This is a genomic window from Acidovorax sp. IB03 (assembly GCF_016406015.1).
GTDB lineage: Bacteria > Pseudomonadota > Gammaproteobacteria > Burkholderiales > Burkholderiaceae_C > Acidovorax > Acidovorax temperans.
In genome coordinates this window covers 187,626-205,734 of the sequence record NZ_JAEFCH010000004.1, presented here as the reverse complement: position 1 = coordinate 205,734, position 18,109 = coordinate 187,626, and the positions used below count along the sequence as shown (strand labels likewise).

Below are 18,109 nucleotides of genomic sequence, written 5' to 3'. Positions count from 1 at the left end.
GCACTGTACAAACAACAAAGACCCCGAAGGGCCTTTGCTTAACTTACTGGCATTGGGACAATGCCCGCCTTTTCACGCTGTATTCGGGCTGGGCGTTTCGCTACAAAACGCTCAGCGACGGGCGGCGCCAGATCCTGAACTTCTTGCTGCCGGGCGACCTGGTGGGCTTGCAGCAGGAGTTTGGCGATGCCTCGATGCACGGGGTGGAGGCGCTTACCGATTGCACGCTGTGCGTGTTCCCCAGCGATGGCCTATGGACGCTGTTTCGCGAGCACCCGCGTCTGGGCTATGACATCACCTGGCTGTCGGCGCACGAAGAAGGCCATGTGGACGACCACCTGCTCACGGCAGGCCGGCGCAACGCCACCGAGCGCGTGGCCATGCTGCTCATGCACCTGTACCGGCGCATGGAACGCATCGGGCTGGTGGAGGACGGCTCGGTCGCATTCCCGCTCAACCAGCAGCACATTGCCGATGCGCTGGGGCTCTCGCTGGTGCACACCAACAAGACGCTGCGGCGCCTGTCGGCCCTGGGTCTGCACGAACTCAAGAACGGGCGGCTGCGCATGCTCAACACCCGGGCGCTGGCGCGCATTGCCGAGTATTACGACCGGCCGCCCCGGCTGCTGCCCCTGCTGTAGCGCGGTGCCAAGACGCCGCTGCATGACGCAAAAAGTGCCTGTGGCGCCCGCTGTAAAAGCGCAGGCAGCTATTGTTTACATAGCGCGCCAACGCGTGGCGGGCCAGCCCCGATAATCGGCGGCACCCCGCGCGGCGGCTGCCCGCTGCGCCCACCCACGGATTTGCTCTCATGACTCCACTCGACATCCTCATCATGGCGGCCGGCAAGGGCACGCGCATGAAAAGCCGCACCCCCAAGGTGCTGCAACGCCTGGCCGGGCGCCCCCTGCTGCACCATGTGCTGGACCAGGCCGCCCACCTGCAGGCCCGCAGCGCCATCGTCATCACCGGCCATGGTGCTACAGAAGTAGAAGCAGCCACCGCTGGATTCACGAGCGCTACAGCCCATTTTGATCTGAAGTTTGTGCGCCAGGAACCGCAACTGGGCACCGGCCACGCCGTGCAGCAGGCCGTGCCTCATTTGCCTGCGGACGGCACGGCGGTCGTCCTCTCGGGCGATGTGCCCCTGACCCAGGCCGACACCCTGCGCGCCCTGGTGGCCGCCAGCGGTGGCGAGCGGCTGGCGCTGCTCACCGTCACGCTGCCCGACCCCACCGGCTACGGCCGCATCGTGCGCAATGCCGACGGCGCCGTGCAAGGCATCGTCGAGCACAAAGACGCCACCGATGCGCAACGCGCCATCACCGAGGTGTACAGCGGCATCATGGCCGTGCCCGCACGCCTGCTCACGCCCTGGCTGGCGCGGCTGACGAACCACAACGCCCAGGGCGAGTACTACCTGACCGACATCGTCGCCATGGCCGTGGCCGACGGCGTGCCCGTGGTGGCCCACCGCATCACCGATGCCCTGCAGGTGGCGGGCGTGAACAGCCCCCTGCAACTGGCCGAGCTGGAGCGCGCCCACCAACTGCGCCAGGCCCGCGCCTTGATGGAGCAGGGCGTGCGCATGGCCGACCCCGCCCGCTTTGACCTGCGCGACGACACCCGCACCGGCGTGCGTGGCGAGCTGGTCTGCGGCCAGGACGTGGAGATCGACGTGAACTGCGTCTTCACCGGCCACGTGGAACTGGGCGGGGGCGTGAGCATTGGCGCGAACTGCTGCATTGCCAATGCGCGCATTTCGGCAGGCGCAGTCATCCACCCCTACACCCACATCGACGGCGAAAAGACCGGCGCCACCGTGGGCGAAGGCTCACTGATTGGCCCCTTTGCCCGCCTGCGCCCCGGCGCGCAGCTGGGCCGCGAGGTGCACATCGGCAACTTTGTGGAAGTGAAGAACAGCACGCTGGCCGACGGCGCCAAGGCCAACCACCTGGCCTACCTGGGCGACGCCACGGTGGGCGAACGCGTGAACTACGGCGCAGGCAGCATCACCGCCAACTACGACGGCGCCAACAAGCACCGCACGGTGATCGAGGCCGATGTGCACATCGGCAGCAACTGCGTGCTGGTGGCCCCGGTGACGATTGGCGCGGGCGGCACGGTGGGTGGTGGCAGCACCATCACCAAGAGCACCGAGCCCGGCGCACTGAGCGTGGCCCGTGGCAAGCAAGTCAGCATTGCGAACTGGCAAAGACCCAAGAAGCAGCCGAAGGCTTGAGAACCTGTGAGCCGAGCGCCATGCTTGACGAAGACATGACCCCCGACCTCACCCCTGAGCAGTTGCGCGCCGCGCTGGCCGCCAGCCAGCAGCAGGTGGCCGACATGGCGGCTGCGCAGGAAGAGTTTTTGCGCGTGGTTTCGCACGACCTGCGTGCGCCGCTGCGCCACATCACGTCGTACGGCAAGCTGGTGCGCGAGGTGCTGGGCGACCTGCCCGCCGATGTGCTGCAAAGTCCGGCGCTGCAAGAGGCGCAAGAGTTCGTCAGCACCATGGAGCAATCGGCCCGCCGCATGGCGCTGATGCTGGACGGGCTGCTGGCGTTGTCGCGCGTGGGCCGCGCACCCTTGCATTTGCAGCCGGTGGCCTTGTCCGCCGCAGTAGGAAAAGCCCGGGCCGCTCTGCCCACGGCAGAGGCCGCGCAATGGAGTGTGGCCGCAGACCTGCCCACCCTGCAGGCCGACCCGGCCCTGCTGCATGAGCTGCTGGTGCAGGTGCTGGGCAACGCCCTCAAATTCAGCCAGCACCAGCCAGCCCCCAGCATTGCGGTGCGCACCGTGCCCGCAGAGCGCGGCGCAGGCTGGGTGGCGTGGGAAGTGCAAGACAACGGCGCGGGCTTCAACCCCGAGCGCGCAGCGGGCCTTTTTGGCATCTTCCAGCGCCTGCACCGCGAAACCGAATTTGACGGCGTGGGCGCAGGCCTGGCCGTGTGCCGCGCCATTGCCGAACGCCACGGCGCCCACATCACGGCCACGGCGGCGGTGGGGCAGGGCTGCACGGTGCGGGTGGAGTGGCCTGCGGCGGCAGATTGATTTGCTATTGAAAAGATAGCTGCTGGCGCTTATGGGTTAAGCGATAGCGGCACTTTTGTTTCAAATTTCGCCCGCTTGGTGCTGAAGAACGCCTTCACATTGCGCACGTTCGTATCGGCGGTAAACAGCCGCTGCGACAGCGCCAAGTAGCCTGGCATATCGCGCGTGTGCACCACCAGCACAAAGTCCGGCCCCGGCGACACGCGCCAGCACTGCTGCACCTCGGCGTCGGCCACGGCGCGGGCTTCAAAGGCGTCCAGCGCCTCGGCGCTCTGGCGGTCCAGGCTCACTTCCACAAGGCAGGCCAGCCCGTGGCCCTGCACGGCGGCCAGCCTGTCGGGCTGCAGCAGGGCCACCTGCCGCTCGATCAGGCCCACATCGTGCAGCCGCTTCACGCGCCGCAGGCAGGTGGGGGGCGACACATGCACCCGTTCAGCCAAGGCCTGGTTGCTTTGGGCGGCATCGTGCTGCAGCAAGTCCAGCAGTTGCAGGTCGATGGCATCGAGGGTGATTGATTGCATAAAAGAGTTGATTATGAAATATTATTTCTATGTGGATGGATGTAGAAATTAAATTTCACTTTCATTGAAAAATCAACTGCATATTTCTCCGACGCCTGCCTACCATCCGTCGCATTGGTTTTATCGGAGGCACCATCCATGTGCGGCATCGTCGGCGCGGTTTCCACGCGCAACATCGTTCCCATCCTTGTGCAGGGCCTGCAACGGCTCGAATACCGCGGCTATGACTCCTGCGGTGTGGCAGTGCACGCAGCCAGCCTTGATGCGTCGCGCAACGGCACGCCCCAGGGCGGCCTGCAGCGCGCCCGCAGCACCGCCCGCGTGGCCGAACTGCTGGAACAAGTGACAGCCGAGCACCTGGACGGCGCCACCGGCATCGCCCACACCCGCTGGGCCACGCACGGTGCACCGGCCATGCACAACGCCCACCCGCATTTCAGCCACGGCACGGGCGATGCCGCCAGCCAGCCAGGCCGTGTGGCGCTGGTGCACAACGGCATCATCGAAAACCACGAAGAACTGCGCGCCGCCCTGCAGGCCCGTGGCTATGTGTTTGTGAGCCAAACGGATACCGAAGTCATCGCGCACCTGGTGGACAGCCTCTACCAGGGCGATTTGTTTGAAGCGGTGCAGGCCGCTGTGGCCCAGTTGCACGGCGCCTACGCCATCGCCGTAATCCACAAGGACGAACCCCACCGCGTGGTGGGCGCACGCGCGGGTTCCCCGCTCATCCTGGGCGTAGGCAAAGACGGCTCCGAGCACTTCCTGGCCAGCGACGCCATGGCCCTGGCGGGTGTGACCGACCAGATCGTTTACCTGGAAGAGGGCGACCTGGTGGACCTGCAACTGGGCCGCTACTGGATCGTGGCCCAGGGCGCGGCTACGCGCCAGGCGCTGACGCCTGCCGAGCGCCCCGTGCGCACCGTGCTGGCCCACAGCGGTGCGGCCGAGCTGGGGCCGTACCGCCACTACATGCAAAAGGAAATCTTCGAGCAGCCGCGCGCCATTGCCGACACGCTCGAAGGCGTGGAAGGCATCGTGCCCGAGCTGTTTGACGGTGCAGGCCTGCACGGCGAGCCCGGCGCGGCCGCGTGGCGCGTGTTCAAGGAAATCGACAACGTCCTCATCCTGGCCTGCGGCACCAGCTACTACAGCGGCTGCACCGCCAAGTACTGGCTGGAAGACATCGCGGGCATCCCCACCCAGGTGGAAGTGGCCAGCGAATACCGCTACCGCACCAGCGTGCCCAACCCGCGCACCCTGGTCGTCACCATCAGCCAAAGCGGCGAAACCGCCGACACCCTGGCCGCGCTGCGCCACGCGCAGAGCCTAGGCATGCAGCACACGCTCACCATCTGCAACGTGGCCACCAGCGCCATGGTGCGCGAATGCAAGCTCGCCTACATCACCCGCGCCGGGGTCGAGATTGGCGTGGCCAGCACCAAGGCCTTCACCACGCAGCTCGCGGGCTTGTTCCTGCTGACCTTGGCGCTGGCCCAAAGCAAGGGGCGCCTGACCGAAGCCCAAGAGGCCGAGCACCTCAAAGCCATGCGCCACCTGCCCGTGGCCCTGCAGGCCGTGCTGGCGCTGGAGCCACAGCTCATCAGCTGGGCCGAAGACTTTGCGCGCATGGAAAACGCCCTGTTCCTGGGCCGGGGCCTGCACTACCCCATTGCGCTCGAAGGCGCGCTCAAGCTCAAGGAAATCAGCTACATCCACGCCGAGGCGTACCCGGCTGGCGAACTCAAGCACGGCCCGCTGGCCCTGGTGACCAGCGCCATGCCGGTGGTGACCGTGGCGCCCAACGACGCGCTGCTGGAAAAGCTCAAGAGCAACATGCAGGAAGTGCGCGCCCGCGCCGGTGTGCTCTACGTGCTGGCCGACGCCGACACCCACATCGAAAGCGCCGAAGGCCTGCACGTGATCCGTATGCCCGAACACTACGGCGCCCTCAGCCCGTTGCTGCACGTGGTGCCACTGCAGCTGCTGGCCTACCACACGGCCTGCGCGCGGGGGACGGATGTGGACAAGCCTCGCAATCTGGCCAAGAGCGTCACGGTGGAGTGATCTCTGTGGAGCAAAGCCCCGGTGTTCAGCAGCCCACGTGCTGGTGTCCACCGTGAGCGATGCACTCAGGCCTTGAGCAAGCCGCTCTTCTCGATAAATCTCACGACCTCGTCCAGGCCAGACTGTGTCTTGAGGTTGGTCATCACGAAGGGCTTGAGGCCTTGCGCTGTCTTGCGCATGCGCTCGGTGTCGGCGCGCATCACATCCAGGTTGGCGCCCACGTGGGGGGCCAGGTCGGTCTTGTTGATGACGAACAGGTCGCTTTTGGTGATGCCGGGGCCGCCCTTGCGGGGGATTTTTTCGCCGGCGGCCACGTCGATGACGTAGATGGTGAGGTCGCTCAGCTCGGGGCTGAAGGTGGCTGCCAGGTTGTCGCCGCCGCTTTCCACAAACACGATGTCGGCGTTGGGGAACTCGCCCAGCATGCGGTCGATGGCTTCGAGGTTGATGGAGCAATCCTCGCGGATGGCCGTGTGGGGGCAGCCGCCGGTTTCCACGCCCAGGATGCGCTCAGGCGGAAGCGCGCCGCTGACGGTGAGCAGGCGCTGGTCTTCCTTGGTGTAGATGTCGTTGGTGATGGCGATGAGATCGTAGTCATCGCGCATGGCCTTGCACAGCATCTCCAGCAGCGTGGTTTTGCCGGAGCCTACGGGGCCGCCGATGCCTACGCGCAGGGGGGGCAGGTTTTTGGTGCGGTGGGGGATGTGGTGCAGTGCAGTGGTCATGGTGTGGGTGATGGCATCATTTGCTATTAAATAGATAGCTAATTGCGCTTGTCCTGCTTGCGCTAGGAGCGAAAAAGTCTTGAATATTGCACTTCGTGCTGGGCGCTCAGAATGGCCAGCATGGGCGAAAACGCCTGGCGCTCACTGTCCATCAGGCTGGCGGCGTGGTCGGCGGCTAGGGGGATGGCGGCGGCCAGCCTTGCCAGGATGCGCTGGCCCGCGCTTTGGCCCAGTTGCATGGATTTGAGGGCGGCCTGCACCATGTTCTCGGCCCAGCCAAAGGCGTAGGCCAGCAGCACCTCGCGCACGCGGGCCTGGGTGGGCGATGCGGCCAGCGCAAAGGCCACGGGGTAGGTGGGGGGCAGGGCGGCCAGGTGGCGCACGGCGGGCATCAGGGCCTCGTCGCCCTGGTACTGGTTGCGCAGCCATTCGGCCAGCGAGCGGCCCATTTGCTCGGTCTGCAGGCGCAGCTCGCTGGTTTCGCGGGTGTGGAGCACCCAGTCGTTGAGTTCTTTCACATGCGCCCAGTCACCCCGGCGCCACGCGCCCACGGCCTTGGCGATGAGGGCCATGTCGCCGCGGGCCTGGGTGATGTGGAGCTGGTCCAGCAGCCAGTCGCCCACGGCGGCTTCGCTGGCGAGGCCCGCGTTTTCAATGGCGCTTTCCAGCCCTTCGGAGTAAGAGAACCCGCCCACGGGCAGCGCGGGCGAGGCCAGCCACATCAGTTGCAAAAAGCTGGCGGCGGGCAGGGGCGAGGGGCGGTCCAGGCGCATGGAGTGGGAGTCAGTGGGCGTGGTTGCAGCCGGGGCCGTGTACATGCCCTTGGGCCACTACGGGGATGGACACGGTGCGCCCACGGGCCGGGGCTGTGGCGGGCGCAGCTGCATGGCTGTGTTCGTGGGTATGTCCATGATCGTGGGTATGGTCATGGTCATGGTCATGTGAGTGGCCCTGGCCGTGACCGTGGTGATGATCGTCGCCATGTCCATGCCCCCCATGGCTGTGTCCACCACCATGCCCTGCTGCATAAGCACCGCCTTCGGGCTCAAACGCCATGTTCTGCTCCGTCACGATCAGGTGCATCGCGCGCAGCATGTCGGCCAGCACATGGTCGGGCTCGATCTTGAGGTGGTCGGGCTGCAGCTCGATGGGCACATGGCGGTTGCCCAGGTGGTAGGCGGCGCGGGTCAGGTCAAAGGGCGTGCCGTGAATCTTGCAGTGGGTAATGACCAGCACCGGCTGGGGCGCTGCAATCACGCGGACCATGGAGCCGTCTTCGGCCACCAGCACATCGCCGCCGCGCACCAGCGTGCCACGGGGCAGGAAGATGCCCAGCTCGCGCCCGGCCGAGTCGGTGGCGGCAAAGCGGCTTTTCTGGCGCACGTCCCAGCCCAGTTCGACGGTGGTGGCGCGCTTGAGCAGGACGGGCGCAAGACCTTGGCCCTGGGGGAGAAGTTTGGAGACTTGGAGCATGGGTTTCCGTCGCAACAGGCAATCAACAAAACGCGCATTGTGGCCCCGGCATGTGCGGTGCGTGGGCGGCCTGCGTTGCTCAGAACAAAAAGTACCGCTGCGCCATGGGCAGCACCGTGGCGGGCTCGCAGGTGAGCAGCTGGCCGTCGGCGCGCACGGTGTAGGTCTGCGCGTCCACCTCCATCTTGGGGGCGTAGCTGTTGTGCACCATGTGCTGCTTGCGCACGCCACGGATATTGCGCACCGCGCTGAGCGTCTTGCGCAGGCCAAAGCGCTCGCCAATGCCTGCGGTCAGCCCCGCTTGCGACACAAAGGTGAGCGAGGTCTTGGCAATGGCCCCGCCAAACGCGCCGAACATGGGGCGGTAGTGAACGGGCTGCGGTGTGGGGATGGAGGCATTCGGGTCGCCCATGGCGGCCATGGCGATCAGCCCGCCCTTCAGGATGAGCGCGGGCTTCACGCCAAAGAACGCGGGCTTCCAGATCACGATGTCCGCCCACTTGCCGACTTCGAGCGAGCCCACCTCGTGGGCGATGCCGTGCGCAATGGCGGGGTTGATCGTGTACTTGGCCACGTAGCGCTTGATGCGGAAGTTGTCGCTTCGGGCGGTGTCGCCTTGCAGGCTCCCGCGCTGCACCTTCATCTTGTGCGCGGTCTGCCAGGTGCGCAGGATGACTTCGCCCACGCGGCCCATGGCCTGGCTGTCGCTGCTCATCATGCTGATGGCACCCAGGTCGTGCAGGATGTCTTCGGCGGCGATGGTCTCCTTGCGGATGCGGCTTTCGGCAAAGGCCAGGTCTTCGGCAATGCTGGCGTCCAGGTGGTGGCACACCATAAGCATGTCCACATGCTCGTCCAGCGTGTTGTGCGTGTACGGCATGGTGGGGTTCGTGGACGATGGCAAGAAGTTGTCCTCACCCACCACGCGCAGAATGTCGGGCGCGTGCCCGCCGCCCGCACCTTCGGTGTGAAAGGCGCAGATGCCGCGCCCGGCCACGGCGGCGATGGTGTTCTCCACAAAGCCTGATTCGTTGAGCGTGTCAGAGTGGATGGCGACTTGCGTGTCGGTCTCGTCCGCCACATCCAGGCAGTTGCTGATGGCCGAGGGCGTGGTGCCCCAGTCTTCGTGCAGCTTGAGGCCGATGGCGCCCGCGTTGATCTGCTCGTGCAGCGCGTCCGGCAGGCTGGCGTTGCCCTTGCCGAGGAAGCCCAGGTTCATGGGGAAGGCATCGGCGGCCTGCAGCATGCGCTCCATGTTGAAGGGGCCGGACGTGCAGGTGGTGGCCAGCGTGCCCGTGGCGGGGCCGGTGCCGCCGCCCAGCATGGTGGTCACGCCGCTGGCCAGGGCCTCTTCGACCTGCTGCGGGCAGATGAAGTGGATGTGGCTGTCGATGCCGCCTGCGGTGACGATGTTGCCCTCGCAGCTGATGACCTCGGTGCCCGGCCCGATGACGATGTCTACCCCCGGCTGCGTGTCGGGGTTGCCTGCCTTGCCAATGGCTGCAATCCGACCTGCCTTGAGGCCGATATCGGCCTTGAAGATGCGGGTGTGGTCAATCACCAGGGCGTTGGTGAGCACCGTGTCCACCGCTCCCTGTGCGTTGGTGCGCTGGCTTTGGGCCATGCCGTCGCGGATGGTTTTGCCGCCGCCAAACTTCACTTCCTCGCCGTAGCTGCCTGCGCGCAGGGTGTAGTCGGCCTCGACTTCGAGGATCAGTTCGGTGTCGGCCAGGCGCAGCCGGTCCCCCACGGTGGGGCCGAACATTTCGGCATAGGCGCGTCGTCCAATGGTTGCCATGGGGGTGCTCCGCTAGAACGGTTTACTATGGTTTTGATAGCTGCTTGCGCTTATCCAATAAGCGATAGAGGCCGATTTGTTTCAAAGTTCAAAGCGCGCCCTGCGTCAGACCCTGAAAGCCATACACCTTGCGCTCGCCCGCGTAGTCCACCAGCTCTACGGTGCGCTCTTGGCCGGGCTCAAAGCGCACGGCGGTGCCCGAGGCAATGTTCAGCCGCATGCCGCGTGCAGCGGCGCGGTCAAAGCCCAGGGCGTTGTTCGTTTCGGCAAAGTGGTAGTGCGAGCCGACCTGGATGGGCCGGTCGCCCGTGTTGCGCACCACCAGCGTGAGGGTGCGGCGGCCCGCGTTGAGCAGGTGTTCACCGGGTTCGGTGAGTAGTTCGCCGGGGATCATGAAAGCTCCTTGCAGGGAATGCTCAGGCCATTTGCGCCAGCAGCGCGCCACCGAATGCCGCCACGCCCGCACCGGCAGCGCGGGCCAGCCACACATGGCGGTGGCGCAGCGCCCAGCCAGCGGCCAGGCCTGCGCTGTGCAGCAGCACGGTAGCCGTGAGCATGCCTGCCAGGGTCCACCAGGCGCTGGCGCTGCCTGCCAGCTCATAGCCATGGGCCACGCCGTGGAAGACGGCAAACACGCCCACGCCCAGCGCCGCCACCAGCCCGGGCACGCGCAGGCGCGACACGACCAGCAGGCCGGTGATCAGCAGCGACGCAGCAATCATCGGCTCCACCGCTGGCAGCACCACGCCCTGCAGGCCCAGCACTGCGCCCACCAGCAGCATGGCCGCAAAGCCCGCGGGGCCCCATAGCAGGTCGCGCCCGGCGCTGCGGGCGGCCAGTGCGCTCCACAGGCCCACGGCCACCATGGCGGCCAGGTGGTCCAGCCCGAACAGGGGGTGCACAAAGCCGCTGATGAAACCGCTGTGGCTGTGCGCTTCTACGACCGTATGGGCACTAGCGCTCATGGATAAAGCGCTAGCAGCTATCAAAATAAGAGCGGATTTGGTGCGGGGGGAAAGCATGGGTGAATCTCCAAAAAAGGGGGGCAGACAGCGACAGCAGAGTGCGTCAGACGATCGGCTGGTGTACGGTGACCAGCTTGGTGCCATCGGGAAACGTCGCCTCGACCTGGATGTCCGGAATCATCTCGGGGATGCCGTCCATCACATCGGCGCGGGTCAGCACGGTGCGGCCTTCGCTCATGAGCTGCGCCACGGTCTTGCCGTCGCGTGCGCCTTCCATCACGGCGGCGCTGATCAGAGCCACGGCCTCGGGGTAGTTGAGCTTCAGCCCCCGGGCCTTGCGGCGCTCGGCCAGCAGGGCGGCGGTGAAGATCAGCAGCTTGTCTTTTTCGCGGGGAGTCAGTTCCATATCGCTTCGCTTCCACATCAGACCGCGCGGCTGTCAAGGCAGGCCGAACGCGGGGGGGGGCCATGGCGCTCCTTCATGCAATTGCCGTGCCGCCTTCGCACGGCTGCCACGGGTGCGCAGGATGGCGGCGCTGGGATCACGCCCGTGCATGGTGCGCACGCCGGCGTGCACCAAGGTGGGATATGCGCCATGTTGGTGCGCAAGGCGAGGTCGGTGCATGGTCCGCGCTCAGAGCGTCGCCAGTCGGTCGTAGAGTTCGCCCAACTGGCGCGGCAACTGGGCGGCGGTCTCGGCCACGCGGTAGTTACGCCAGCCGAAGATGCGGCGTACGTAGGCGTCAGCCCCGGGGTCGACCACCAGGCCATGGCACTGCACGCCCAGGCGCCGCGCGGCCAGCACGGCGGCGCGGGCATCTTCGGTCAGGTAGCGGGCATCGAACACGTCGATGTCCGACGGTGCGCCGTCGGTGATGAGCACGATGGCGCGCGGGCCGGCGGGCTCGGCCAGCAGGCAGCGCGTGGCATGGCGCAGCGCAGCGCCGATGCGGGTGGACCCGGCAGCGCGGGTGCCCAGGATGCGCTGGGTGTGCGCCGCATCCAGCGGCGTGCCGAAGTCCAGCAGCCGCAGGTATTGCACCGCAGCGCGGGTGTTGGAGGCAAAGCCGTGGATGGCGATGCGGTCGTGCCCGGCCTGGGCGGCACGCGCCAGCAGCAGCGCTGCCTGCTGCTCGACGGCCAGCAAGGGCTGCGTGCTGCCGGCGGCAACGTCGCCGGTGGAGGCCGACAGGTCGAGCAACACCAGCACGCTGCAGCGCGGCGCCTCGATGCCGGGGCGCACGAACAGCCGCCCATCGGGAGCCAGCGCCAGGCGCCGCTGCACCTGCACATCGATGGCGGCGTCGAGATCGAGGTCCTCACCTTCCCACTGCCGGCGCAGGCGCTGGTTGCGGCTCAAGCGGCGCCGGCTGCGCCAGGGTGTGGCGGGCCCGGCTGCGGGCGGCAAGCCGTGAAGTGTTGCGGCCGGAGGCACCACCTCGCGCACGGTGCACCAGTCGGTGCGTTCGCGCTGCAGGCGGTAGTCCCATTCCGGGTAGAGGTGGCAGATGCCGTCGTCGATGGGTTGCTCTTCGGCATCGGTCGGCGGTGTGTCGGCCGGTGAGGCGTCGGCGGGCGGGGGGGGCGCGGTGAGGACCTGCAGCGCTTCAGTGGTGTCGTCGGCCGTGGCGCCGTGTTGCCAGAGGTAGCTGTGGTCGTCACGGTAGGCGGCCGGCACCACGCACTGCTGCGGGTCCAGCCGCACACGCATCTGGCCCAGGTCGTTGGCGAGGATGGAGGCCAGACGCCGGAAGGCGGCCTGGTCCTCCAGGCCGTGGTCATGGCGGGTGGCGGCAAACAGCGTGCGGCCCTTGTGCACCCAGTGGTTGCCGTCGGCGTAGCGGCCGTCCAGCAGTGCGCGGCCCAGACGGGCCAGCAGGCTGGGCACGTCCAGCCCGTGCGGGTCGTGCGCCGGCTGGGCCTGCAGGAACCAGCGGCGCACGCCGGGCAGGCGCTGCATCAACAGCGCTTCAACGCGCGCATCCTCGATCATTGACGCCACGGCCAGGCCCAGTGGCTTGAGCGTGCCCGCAACCTGGGCCGGTGACGAATACAGCAGGTGCGCCGCTGCGTGGGCAATGGCGGCGCGTGCCAGCGTGGCATCCTGCATGACCGCCGCCGGCAGCAGCAGGTGCGTCGTACTGAGCACGGCGCGCGGGGCCGCAGATAGCGATGGTGAGGCGCCGGCCAGTGTTTGCAGCGTGAGCGTGCGCCGGCTCAGGCCACCGAGCAGCAGGCCCAGCGCGGCAAGGGTGGGGGTGTCAGCGTCGGCGCGGCTCATCGCGGCTCATCGCGGCTCAGGGGAAGTGGGCATCCACGAGCTGGCGCAACGCGGCCACCAGGTCCGGGTCGTCGGTGAGCGCGCGCGTCAGTGTCATCTCGCAGCTGTTGCGCGGGGCCACGCCGTCGCGGATCAGGATGCCGGCATAGATGAGCATACGGGTGGAGATGCCTTCGTCCAGGCCCTGCTGGCGCAGCGCACGCGAGCCCTGCGCCACGCCGACCAGTTGCGCGGCCAGCGCGGCGTCGATACCAGCCTCGTGCGCCACGATCTCGGTTTCCACCGTCGCGTCGGGGTAGTCGAACTCCAGCGCCGCGAAGCGCTGGCGCGTGGACGGCTTCATGTCCTTGGCCGCGCTCTGGTAGCCCGGGTTGTAGGAGACCACGAGCTGGAAGTCCGGGTGGGCGTGCACCAGCTCGCCCTTGCGGTCCAGCGGCAGCATGCGGCGCGCGTCGGTCAGCGGGTGGATGACCACCGTGGTGTCCTGGCGCGCCTCCACCACCTCGTCGAGGTAGCAGATCGCGCCATGGCGCGCCGCCAGCGTGAGCGGCCCGTCGTGCCAGCGCGTGCCGTCGGCGTCGAGCAGCCAGCGACCCACCAGGTCGGCCGCCGTCATGTCCTCGTTGCAGGCCAGTGTCACCAGCGGGCGGCCGAGCTTCCAGGCCATGTACTCCACGAAGCGTGTCTTGCCGCAGCCGGTCGGCCCCTTGAGGATGAGCGGCAGGCGGTGCGCGTAGGCGTGCTGGTACAGCGCCACCTCGCCACTGCATGGGCGGTAGTAGGGCGCTTCGGTGATGCGGTAGGCCGCGAGCGGATCGGAGACAGGGGCAGGAGCAGACACAGCGCAGCCTCGGGACAACAGGGGACATGCCGGCCCGGGCTGCGGGCCGGCGGTGGTAGCTCAGCGGTGGCTGGGGGCCTCGTTCGGAATGCCGTCGATCGGGCACTCGGCCGTGCCGACGGTGGAGCGCGTGAACGACTCGACCTGCTTGCGTGTGCCTTCGGGGTCGCTGATCCACTTCCCGTAGAACTCATACGGGCAGGCGGCTACCCCCTTGGCGTCATCCCCGCTTTCGCCGGAATTGATCTTGCCGGTGTAGCCGCGGTGCAGCAGCTTGAACAGGTGGTTCTCGCTCTGGCCGTTCTTGCGGAAGTCGCGGATCAGGCTCTTGGACAGCGCTGCGTACTGCACGCCCATTTCCTCTTCCCCGCATTCACCCAGCGTGCGGCCGTCGAAGCCGATGAGCGCGCTGTGGCCGAAGTAGCTGTAGACGCCATCCCAGCCGGTCGCGTTGGCCACGGCCACGTAGCTGTTGTTGGCCCAGGCCATGGCCTTGGCCATCAGCACCTGCTGGTCTTTGGCCGGGTACATGTAACCCTGGCAGCGCACGATGAGTTCGGCGCCCTTCATGGCGCAGTCGCGCCAGATTTCCGGGTAGTTGCCGTCGTCGCAGATGATGAGGCTGACCTTCAGGCCCTTGGGGCCTTCGCTCACATAGGTGCAGTTGCCGGGGTACCAGCCTTCGATCGGCACCCAGGGCATGATCTTGCGGTACTTCTGCACGATCTCGCCCTGGTCGTTCATCAGGATGAGTGTGTTGTAGGGCGCCTTGTTCGGGTGCTCTTCATGCCGTTCGCCGGTGAGCGAGAAAACGCCCCAGACCTTGGCCTTGCGGCAGGCCTCGGCAAAGATGGCGGTCTCCTCGCCCGGCACGGCGGCGGCGGTGTCGTACATCTCCTTGGCGTCGTACATGATTCCGTGGGTGCTGTACTCGGGGAAGATCACCAGGTCCATACCGGGCAGGCCCTGCTTCATGCCGACCACCATGTCGGCGATCTTGCGTGCATTGGCCAGTACTTCGGCCTTGGTGTGCAGGCGCGGCATCTTGTAGTTGACAACGGCAACGCCGACGGTGTCGTTGCTGCTGGAAATATCGCCGTGGATCATGTCTTTTCTCCTTCGGAGTGAGTGTTTCGTTTATTGGGTTGGTATGAGAGGCTGCTTTTCCCTCCCCCTATCCCCCCGCCCCTTTCCACCCCCGCGGGGCGGAAAGGGGTGGGGGGGATAGGGAGGGGAAGAAGAGGCGCACATAAAGAAGCACGACAGCAAAGAAGAAACCTTAGTGACTGATCATCCAAGGCCGCTTGGAGGGAAAGGCCTTGGCGCCATTGGGCGCCGTCACCGTGGCCCCGCGCTTGCCGCTGGTCGAGCAACAGCCACACCCTGCCGGGTGCTTGAGCCGCCCGTACGAGCCATCGCGCGAGGAACGCGGGGCATGCGATGCCCGTTCGTTGGTCTCGTGCGCGCGGCGCGTCTCGCTGCTCAGGCAGGCCAGGCGTGGTGCGGCCACGAACACGCGCGTGGAGGCAGTGCCGCAGTCCGGGCAGCTGCAAGGCTCATCGCGCTGCGACAGGCTGCGCAGCGCTTCGAAGCCGCCGCAGGCCGGACAGGCGTAGTCATAGGTGGGCATGCAGGGCTCCTGGGGCTTACTTCTTGTCGGGCGAGATGGGCATCTGCACGCTGCCGTCGATGAACTTCACCGGGCCGGCCGCCGTGGGGTTGATGTCGAAGTCGAAGATCTCGGTGGGCAGCCACAGCGTGGCGCAGGCGTTGGGCACGTCGACCACACCGCTGATGTGGCCCTGCACCGGTGCTGTGCCGAGGATGGAGTAGGCCTGGGCGCCGCTGTAGCCGAACTTCTTCAGGTACTCGATAGCGTTCAGGCAGGCCTGGCGGTAGGCCACGGTCACATCCAGGTAGTGCTGCTTGCCTTGCTCGTCGACCGAGACGCCTTCGAAGATCAGGTAGTCCTTGTAGTTCGGCGTGATCGGGCTGGGCTTGAAGATCGGGTTCTTGATGCCGTACTTGGCCACGCCGCCCTTGATGAGGTTGACGCGCATGTGGACCCAGCCGGCCATCTCGATAGCGCCGCAGAAGGTGATCTCGCCGTCGCCCTGGCTGAAGTGCAGGTCGCCCACGCTCAGGCCGCCGCCATCCACATAGACCGGGAAGAAGATGCGCGAGCCACGCGACAGGTCCTTGATGTCGCAGTTGCCACCGTGCTCGCGAGGCGGCACGGTGCGTGCGCCTTCGGCAGCCACTCTGTTGGCAACGTCGCCCTGGGCCTTGCCGCAGTGCGCGGTGGCCGCAAAGGGGGGGTTGGCCAAGCCGGGCACGCGGTCGGGGTCGGTGGCGATCAGTTCGGCCTCGCGCTTGTTCCACTCGTCGAGCATCTTCTTGTCGGGCAGGCAGCCGATCAGGCCCGGGTGGATCAGGCCGGCGTATTCCACGCCCGGCACGTGGCGGCTCTTGGTGAACATGCCGTTGAAGTCCCAGATCGACTTCTGCGCCAGCGGGAAGTGGTCCGTCAGGAAGCCGCCGCCGTTCTGCTTGCTGAAAAAGCCGTTGAAGCCCCACTGGCTGTCGTCCCTGGCGCCGATGTCCAGCAGGTCCACCACCAGCAGGTCGCCAGGTTCTGCGCCCTGCACGCCCACCGGGCCTGAGAGGTAGTGCACGGTGGTGAGGTCGACGTCACGCACGTCGTCCGCACTGTCATTGTTCTTGATGTAGCCGCCGGTCCAGTCGTAGGTCTCGAGGATGAAGTCGTCGCCTGGCTTGACCCACACGGCAATCGGGATGTCCGGGTGCCAGCGGTTGTGCACCAGCGGGTTGCTTGGGGCGGGTTGGGTCAGATCAACTTTGATGAGGGTGTCAGCCATGGTGATGCTCCTTGAGGGCGAAAGAAAACGGATGGATCAGACGGATGGATTTCAGACAGAGAGATAGGACTTGATGCGATTGACGTCGGTCTGCTCGCGCAGCGTCTCGTGCACGAGGCGCCCGCCTTCGATGACGAACAGGCGGTCGGCCACGTCCATGGCAAAGGACAGCACCTGCTCGGACACAACGATGGTGATCTCGCGCAGCTTGCGGATCTCGTTAAGCGCTTTGGCGATGTCCTTGATGATGGAAGGCTGGATGCCTTCGGTCGGTTCGTCGAGCAGCAGCACCTTGGGGTCGGTAACCAAGGCGCGGGCAATCGCCAGCTGCTGCTGTTGCCCGCCCGAGAGGTTGCCGCCCTTGCGCCGGCGCATGTCCCACAGCACGGGGAACAGCGCGTAGATCTCGTCCGGAATCTGCTTGGTTCTGGAGTTCTCCAGGCCGGTCTGGATGTTTTCCTCCACCGTGAGGGTGGGGAAGATCATGCGACCCTGAGGCACGTAGGCAATGCCCTTGGCGACGCGCTGGTAGCTTTCGTCTTTCGAGACGTCCTGGCCCGCGACTTCGATGCGACCGGACTTCAGTGGCAGCACACCCATGAGGCTCTTGAACAGCGTGGTCTTGCCCATGCCATTGCGGCCCATGATGGCAACCGTCTCGTTCTTGTGTCCTTCGAAGGAGATGCCGTGCAGCGCTTCGCTCTGGCCATAGGCCGTGTACATGTCGGTGACTTTGAGCATGGTGTGTTCTCCGGTGAAATCAGTGGCCCAGGTAGACGTCGATCACTTTGGGGTCGGCCTGTACGGCTTCCATGGAGCCCTCGGCGAGGATCTTTCCCTGGTGCATCACAGTGACCTTGTGCGCGATCTGCTTGACGAACTCCATGTCGTGCTCGATCACGATCACCGAGCGGCCTTTGCAGATGCGCTTGAGCAGCTCGGCTGTCAGCTCGCGCTCGCGGGCGCTCATCCCGGCAATGGGCTCGTCGAGCATCAGTAGCTCGGGCTCCTGCATCAGCAGCATTCCGATCTCCAGCCACTGCTTCTGACCATGCGAGAGCAGGCCGGATTCCATCTCCAAGGCGTCGGCCAGGCCGATCTCCTCGGCCACTACCTGCACGCGCGCCTTGACCTCGTCGGTGCGTTTGAAGCCGAGGGCGCCGAAGACCGAGCGACCGGCGGGGTAAGACACCTCAAGGTTCTGGAAGACGGAGAGGTTTTCGTAGATCGAGGGGGTCTGGAACTTGCGGCCGATGCCGCGGCGCACGCGGATGTGCTCGTCCAGCCCGGTGAGTTCCTCGTTCCTGAATTTGATGCTGCCGCTGCTGGCCTTGGTCTTGCCGCAGATCAGGTCCAGCAGCGTGGTCTTGCCTGCGCCGTTGGGGCCGATGATCACGCGCAGCTCGTTCTTGTCGATATAAAGGGTCAGGCTGTCGATGGCCTTGAAGCCGTCGAAGGAGACCGTCAGGTCTTCGATGGCCACGGCGAAGTCGGTGTTGCTCATG

19 protein-coding genes are annotated in these 18,109 nt (G+C 66.3%); 4 read left to right on the top strand and 15 right to left on the bottom strand.

What is annotated here, in order from left to right:
- The 3 genes from IHV84_RS04225 to IHV84_RS04215 form a co-directional block, all read left to right on the top strand.
- Window positions 1–641, top strand: a 641-nt coding sequence (locus tag IHV84_RS04225; protein WP_198845935.1) for a Crp/Fnr family transcriptional regulator, incomplete at its 5' end; no start/stop codon positions are given.
- A gap of 170 nt (window positions 642–811) precedes the next feature.
- Window positions 812–2,242: a bifunctional UDP-N-acetylglucosamine diphosphorylase/glucosamine-1-phosphate N-acetyltransferase GlmU gene (gene glmU, locus IHV84_RS04220; RefSeq protein WP_198845934.1), complete on the top strand. Its 1,431-nt coding sequence runs from the start codon at window positions 812–814 to the stop codon at window positions 2,240–2,242.
- Window positions 2,243–2,262: 20 nt separating this feature from the next.
- Window positions 2,263–3,054 carry an ATP-binding protein gene (locus IHV84_RS04215; RefSeq protein ID WP_233099692.1) on the top strand — a complete coding sequence of 264 codons (792 nt, stop codon included), beginning with the start codon at window positions 2,263–2,265 and terminating at the stop codon, window positions 3,052–3,054.
- 29 nt (window positions 3,055–3,083) lie between these two features.
- Here IHV84_RS04215 and IHV84_RS04210 read toward each other — a convergent pair whose 3' ends face one another.
- Window positions 3,084–3,575, bottom strand: a complete 492-nt coding sequence (locus IHV84_RS04210) for an Lrp/AsnC family transcriptional regulator (protein WP_198845933.1) — start codon at window positions 3,573–3,575, stop codon at window positions 3,084–3,086.
- Between the two features lie 138 nt (window positions 3,576–3,713).
- Between IHV84_RS04210 and glmS the strand changes: the two genes are divergently transcribed.
- Window positions 3,714–5,642 (top strand): glutamine--fructose-6-phosphate transaminase (isomerizing), encoded by a 1,929-nt coding sequence (gene glmS, locus IHV84_RS04205; RefSeq protein WP_198845932.1) that lies wholly within the window; start codon window positions 3,714–3,716, stop codon window positions 5,640–5,642.
- Window positions 5,643–5,707: 65 nt separating this feature from the next.
- Here glmS and ureG read toward each other — a convergent pair whose 3' ends face one another.
- The 14 genes from ureG to urtD form a co-directional block, all read right to left on the bottom strand.
- Window positions 5,708–6,367: an urease accessory protein UreG gene (ureG, locus tag IHV84_RS04200; protein WP_198845931.1), complete on the bottom strand. Its 660-nt coding sequence runs from the start codon at window positions 6,365–6,367 to the stop codon at window positions 5,708–5,710.
- 62 nt (window positions 6,368–6,429) lie between these two features.
- The gene (locus IHV84_RS04195; protein ID WP_198845930.1) at window positions 6,430–7,140 is read right to left on the bottom strand and encodes an urease accessory protein UreF; all 711 of its coding nucleotides are present in this window, start codon (window positions 7,138–7,140) and stop codon (window positions 6,430–6,432) included.
- Window positions 7,141–7,150: 10 nt separating this feature from the next.
- Entirely contained in the window at window positions 7,151–7,840 is a 690-nt protein-coding gene (gene ureE, locus IHV84_RS04190; protein ID WP_198845929.1) for an urease accessory protein UreE, read from the bottom strand.
- Between the two features lie 79 nt (window positions 7,841–7,919).
- The gene (gene ureC / locus IHV84_RS04185) at window positions 7,920–9,638 is read right to left on the bottom strand and encodes an urease subunit alpha (protein WP_198845928.1); all 1,719 of its coding nucleotides are present in this window, start codon (window positions 9,636–9,638) and stop codon (window positions 7,920–7,922) included.
- A gap of 88 nt (window positions 9,639–9,726) precedes the next feature.
- A complete protein-coding gene (locus IHV84_RS04180) occupies window positions 9,727–10,032 on the bottom strand; it encodes an urease subunit beta (protein WP_198845927.1) in 306 nt (101 codons plus the stop codon).
- A 22-nt stretch (window positions 10,033–10,054) separates the two neighbouring features.
- The gene (locus IHV84_RS04175) at window positions 10,055–10,660 is read right to left on the bottom strand and encodes a HupE/UreJ family protein (RefSeq protein ID WP_198845926.1); all 606 of its coding nucleotides are present in this window, start codon (window positions 10,658–10,660) and stop codon (window positions 10,055–10,057) included.
- A 46-nt stretch (window positions 10,661–10,706) separates the two neighbouring features.
- On the bottom strand, window positions 10,707–11,009 hold the full coding sequence (locus tag IHV84_RS04170; protein WP_198845925.1) for an urease subunit gamma: 303 nt from the start codon (window positions 11,007–11,009) through the stop codon (window positions 10,707–10,709).
- Between the two features lie 228 nt (window positions 11,010–11,237).
- Entirely contained in the window at window positions 11,238–12,884 is a 1,647-nt protein-coding gene (locus IHV84_RS04165; protein WP_198845924.1) for a nitric oxide reductase activation protein NorD, read from the bottom strand.
- 16 nt (window positions 12,885–12,900) lie between these two features.
- The gene (locus tag IHV84_RS04160; RefSeq protein ID WP_304503477.1) at window positions 12,901–13,743 is read right to left on the bottom strand and encodes a CbbQ/NirQ/NorQ/GpvN family protein; all 843 of its coding nucleotides are present in this window, start codon (window positions 13,741–13,743) and stop codon (window positions 12,901–12,903) included.
- A gap of 42 nt (window positions 13,744–13,785) precedes the next feature.
- Window positions 13,786–14,832, bottom strand: a complete 1,047-nt coding sequence (locus IHV84_RS04155; RefSeq protein ID WP_054254879.1) for an aliphatic amidase — start codon at window positions 14,830–14,832, stop codon at window positions 13,786–13,788.
- 172 nt (window positions 14,833–15,004) lie between these two features.
- Entirely contained in the window at window positions 15,005–15,355 is a 351-nt protein-coding gene (locus tag IHV84_RS04150) for a zinc ribbon domain-containing protein (RefSeq protein ID WP_066696755.1), read from the bottom strand.
- Between the two features lie 16 nt (window positions 15,356–15,371).
- A complete protein-coding gene (fmdA, locus tag IHV84_RS04145) occupies window positions 15,372–16,604 on the bottom strand; it encodes a formamidase (RefSeq protein ID WP_054254877.1) in 1,233 nt (410 codons plus the stop codon).
- Between the two features lie 51 nt (window positions 16,605–16,655).
- Entirely contained in the window at window positions 16,656–17,345 is a 690-nt protein-coding gene (urtE, locus tag IHV84_RS04140; protein ID WP_198845923.1) for an urea ABC transporter ATP-binding subunit UrtE, read from the bottom strand.
- Between the two features lie 19 nt (window positions 17,346–17,364).
- Window positions 17,365–18,108, bottom strand: coding sequence for an urea ABC transporter ATP-binding protein UrtD (urtD, locus tag IHV84_RS04135; RefSeq protein WP_044397001.1), 744 nt, complete (start codon window positions 18,106–18,108; stop codon window positions 17,365–17,367).
- Between the last annotated feature and the right edge of the window lies 1 nt (window position 18,109).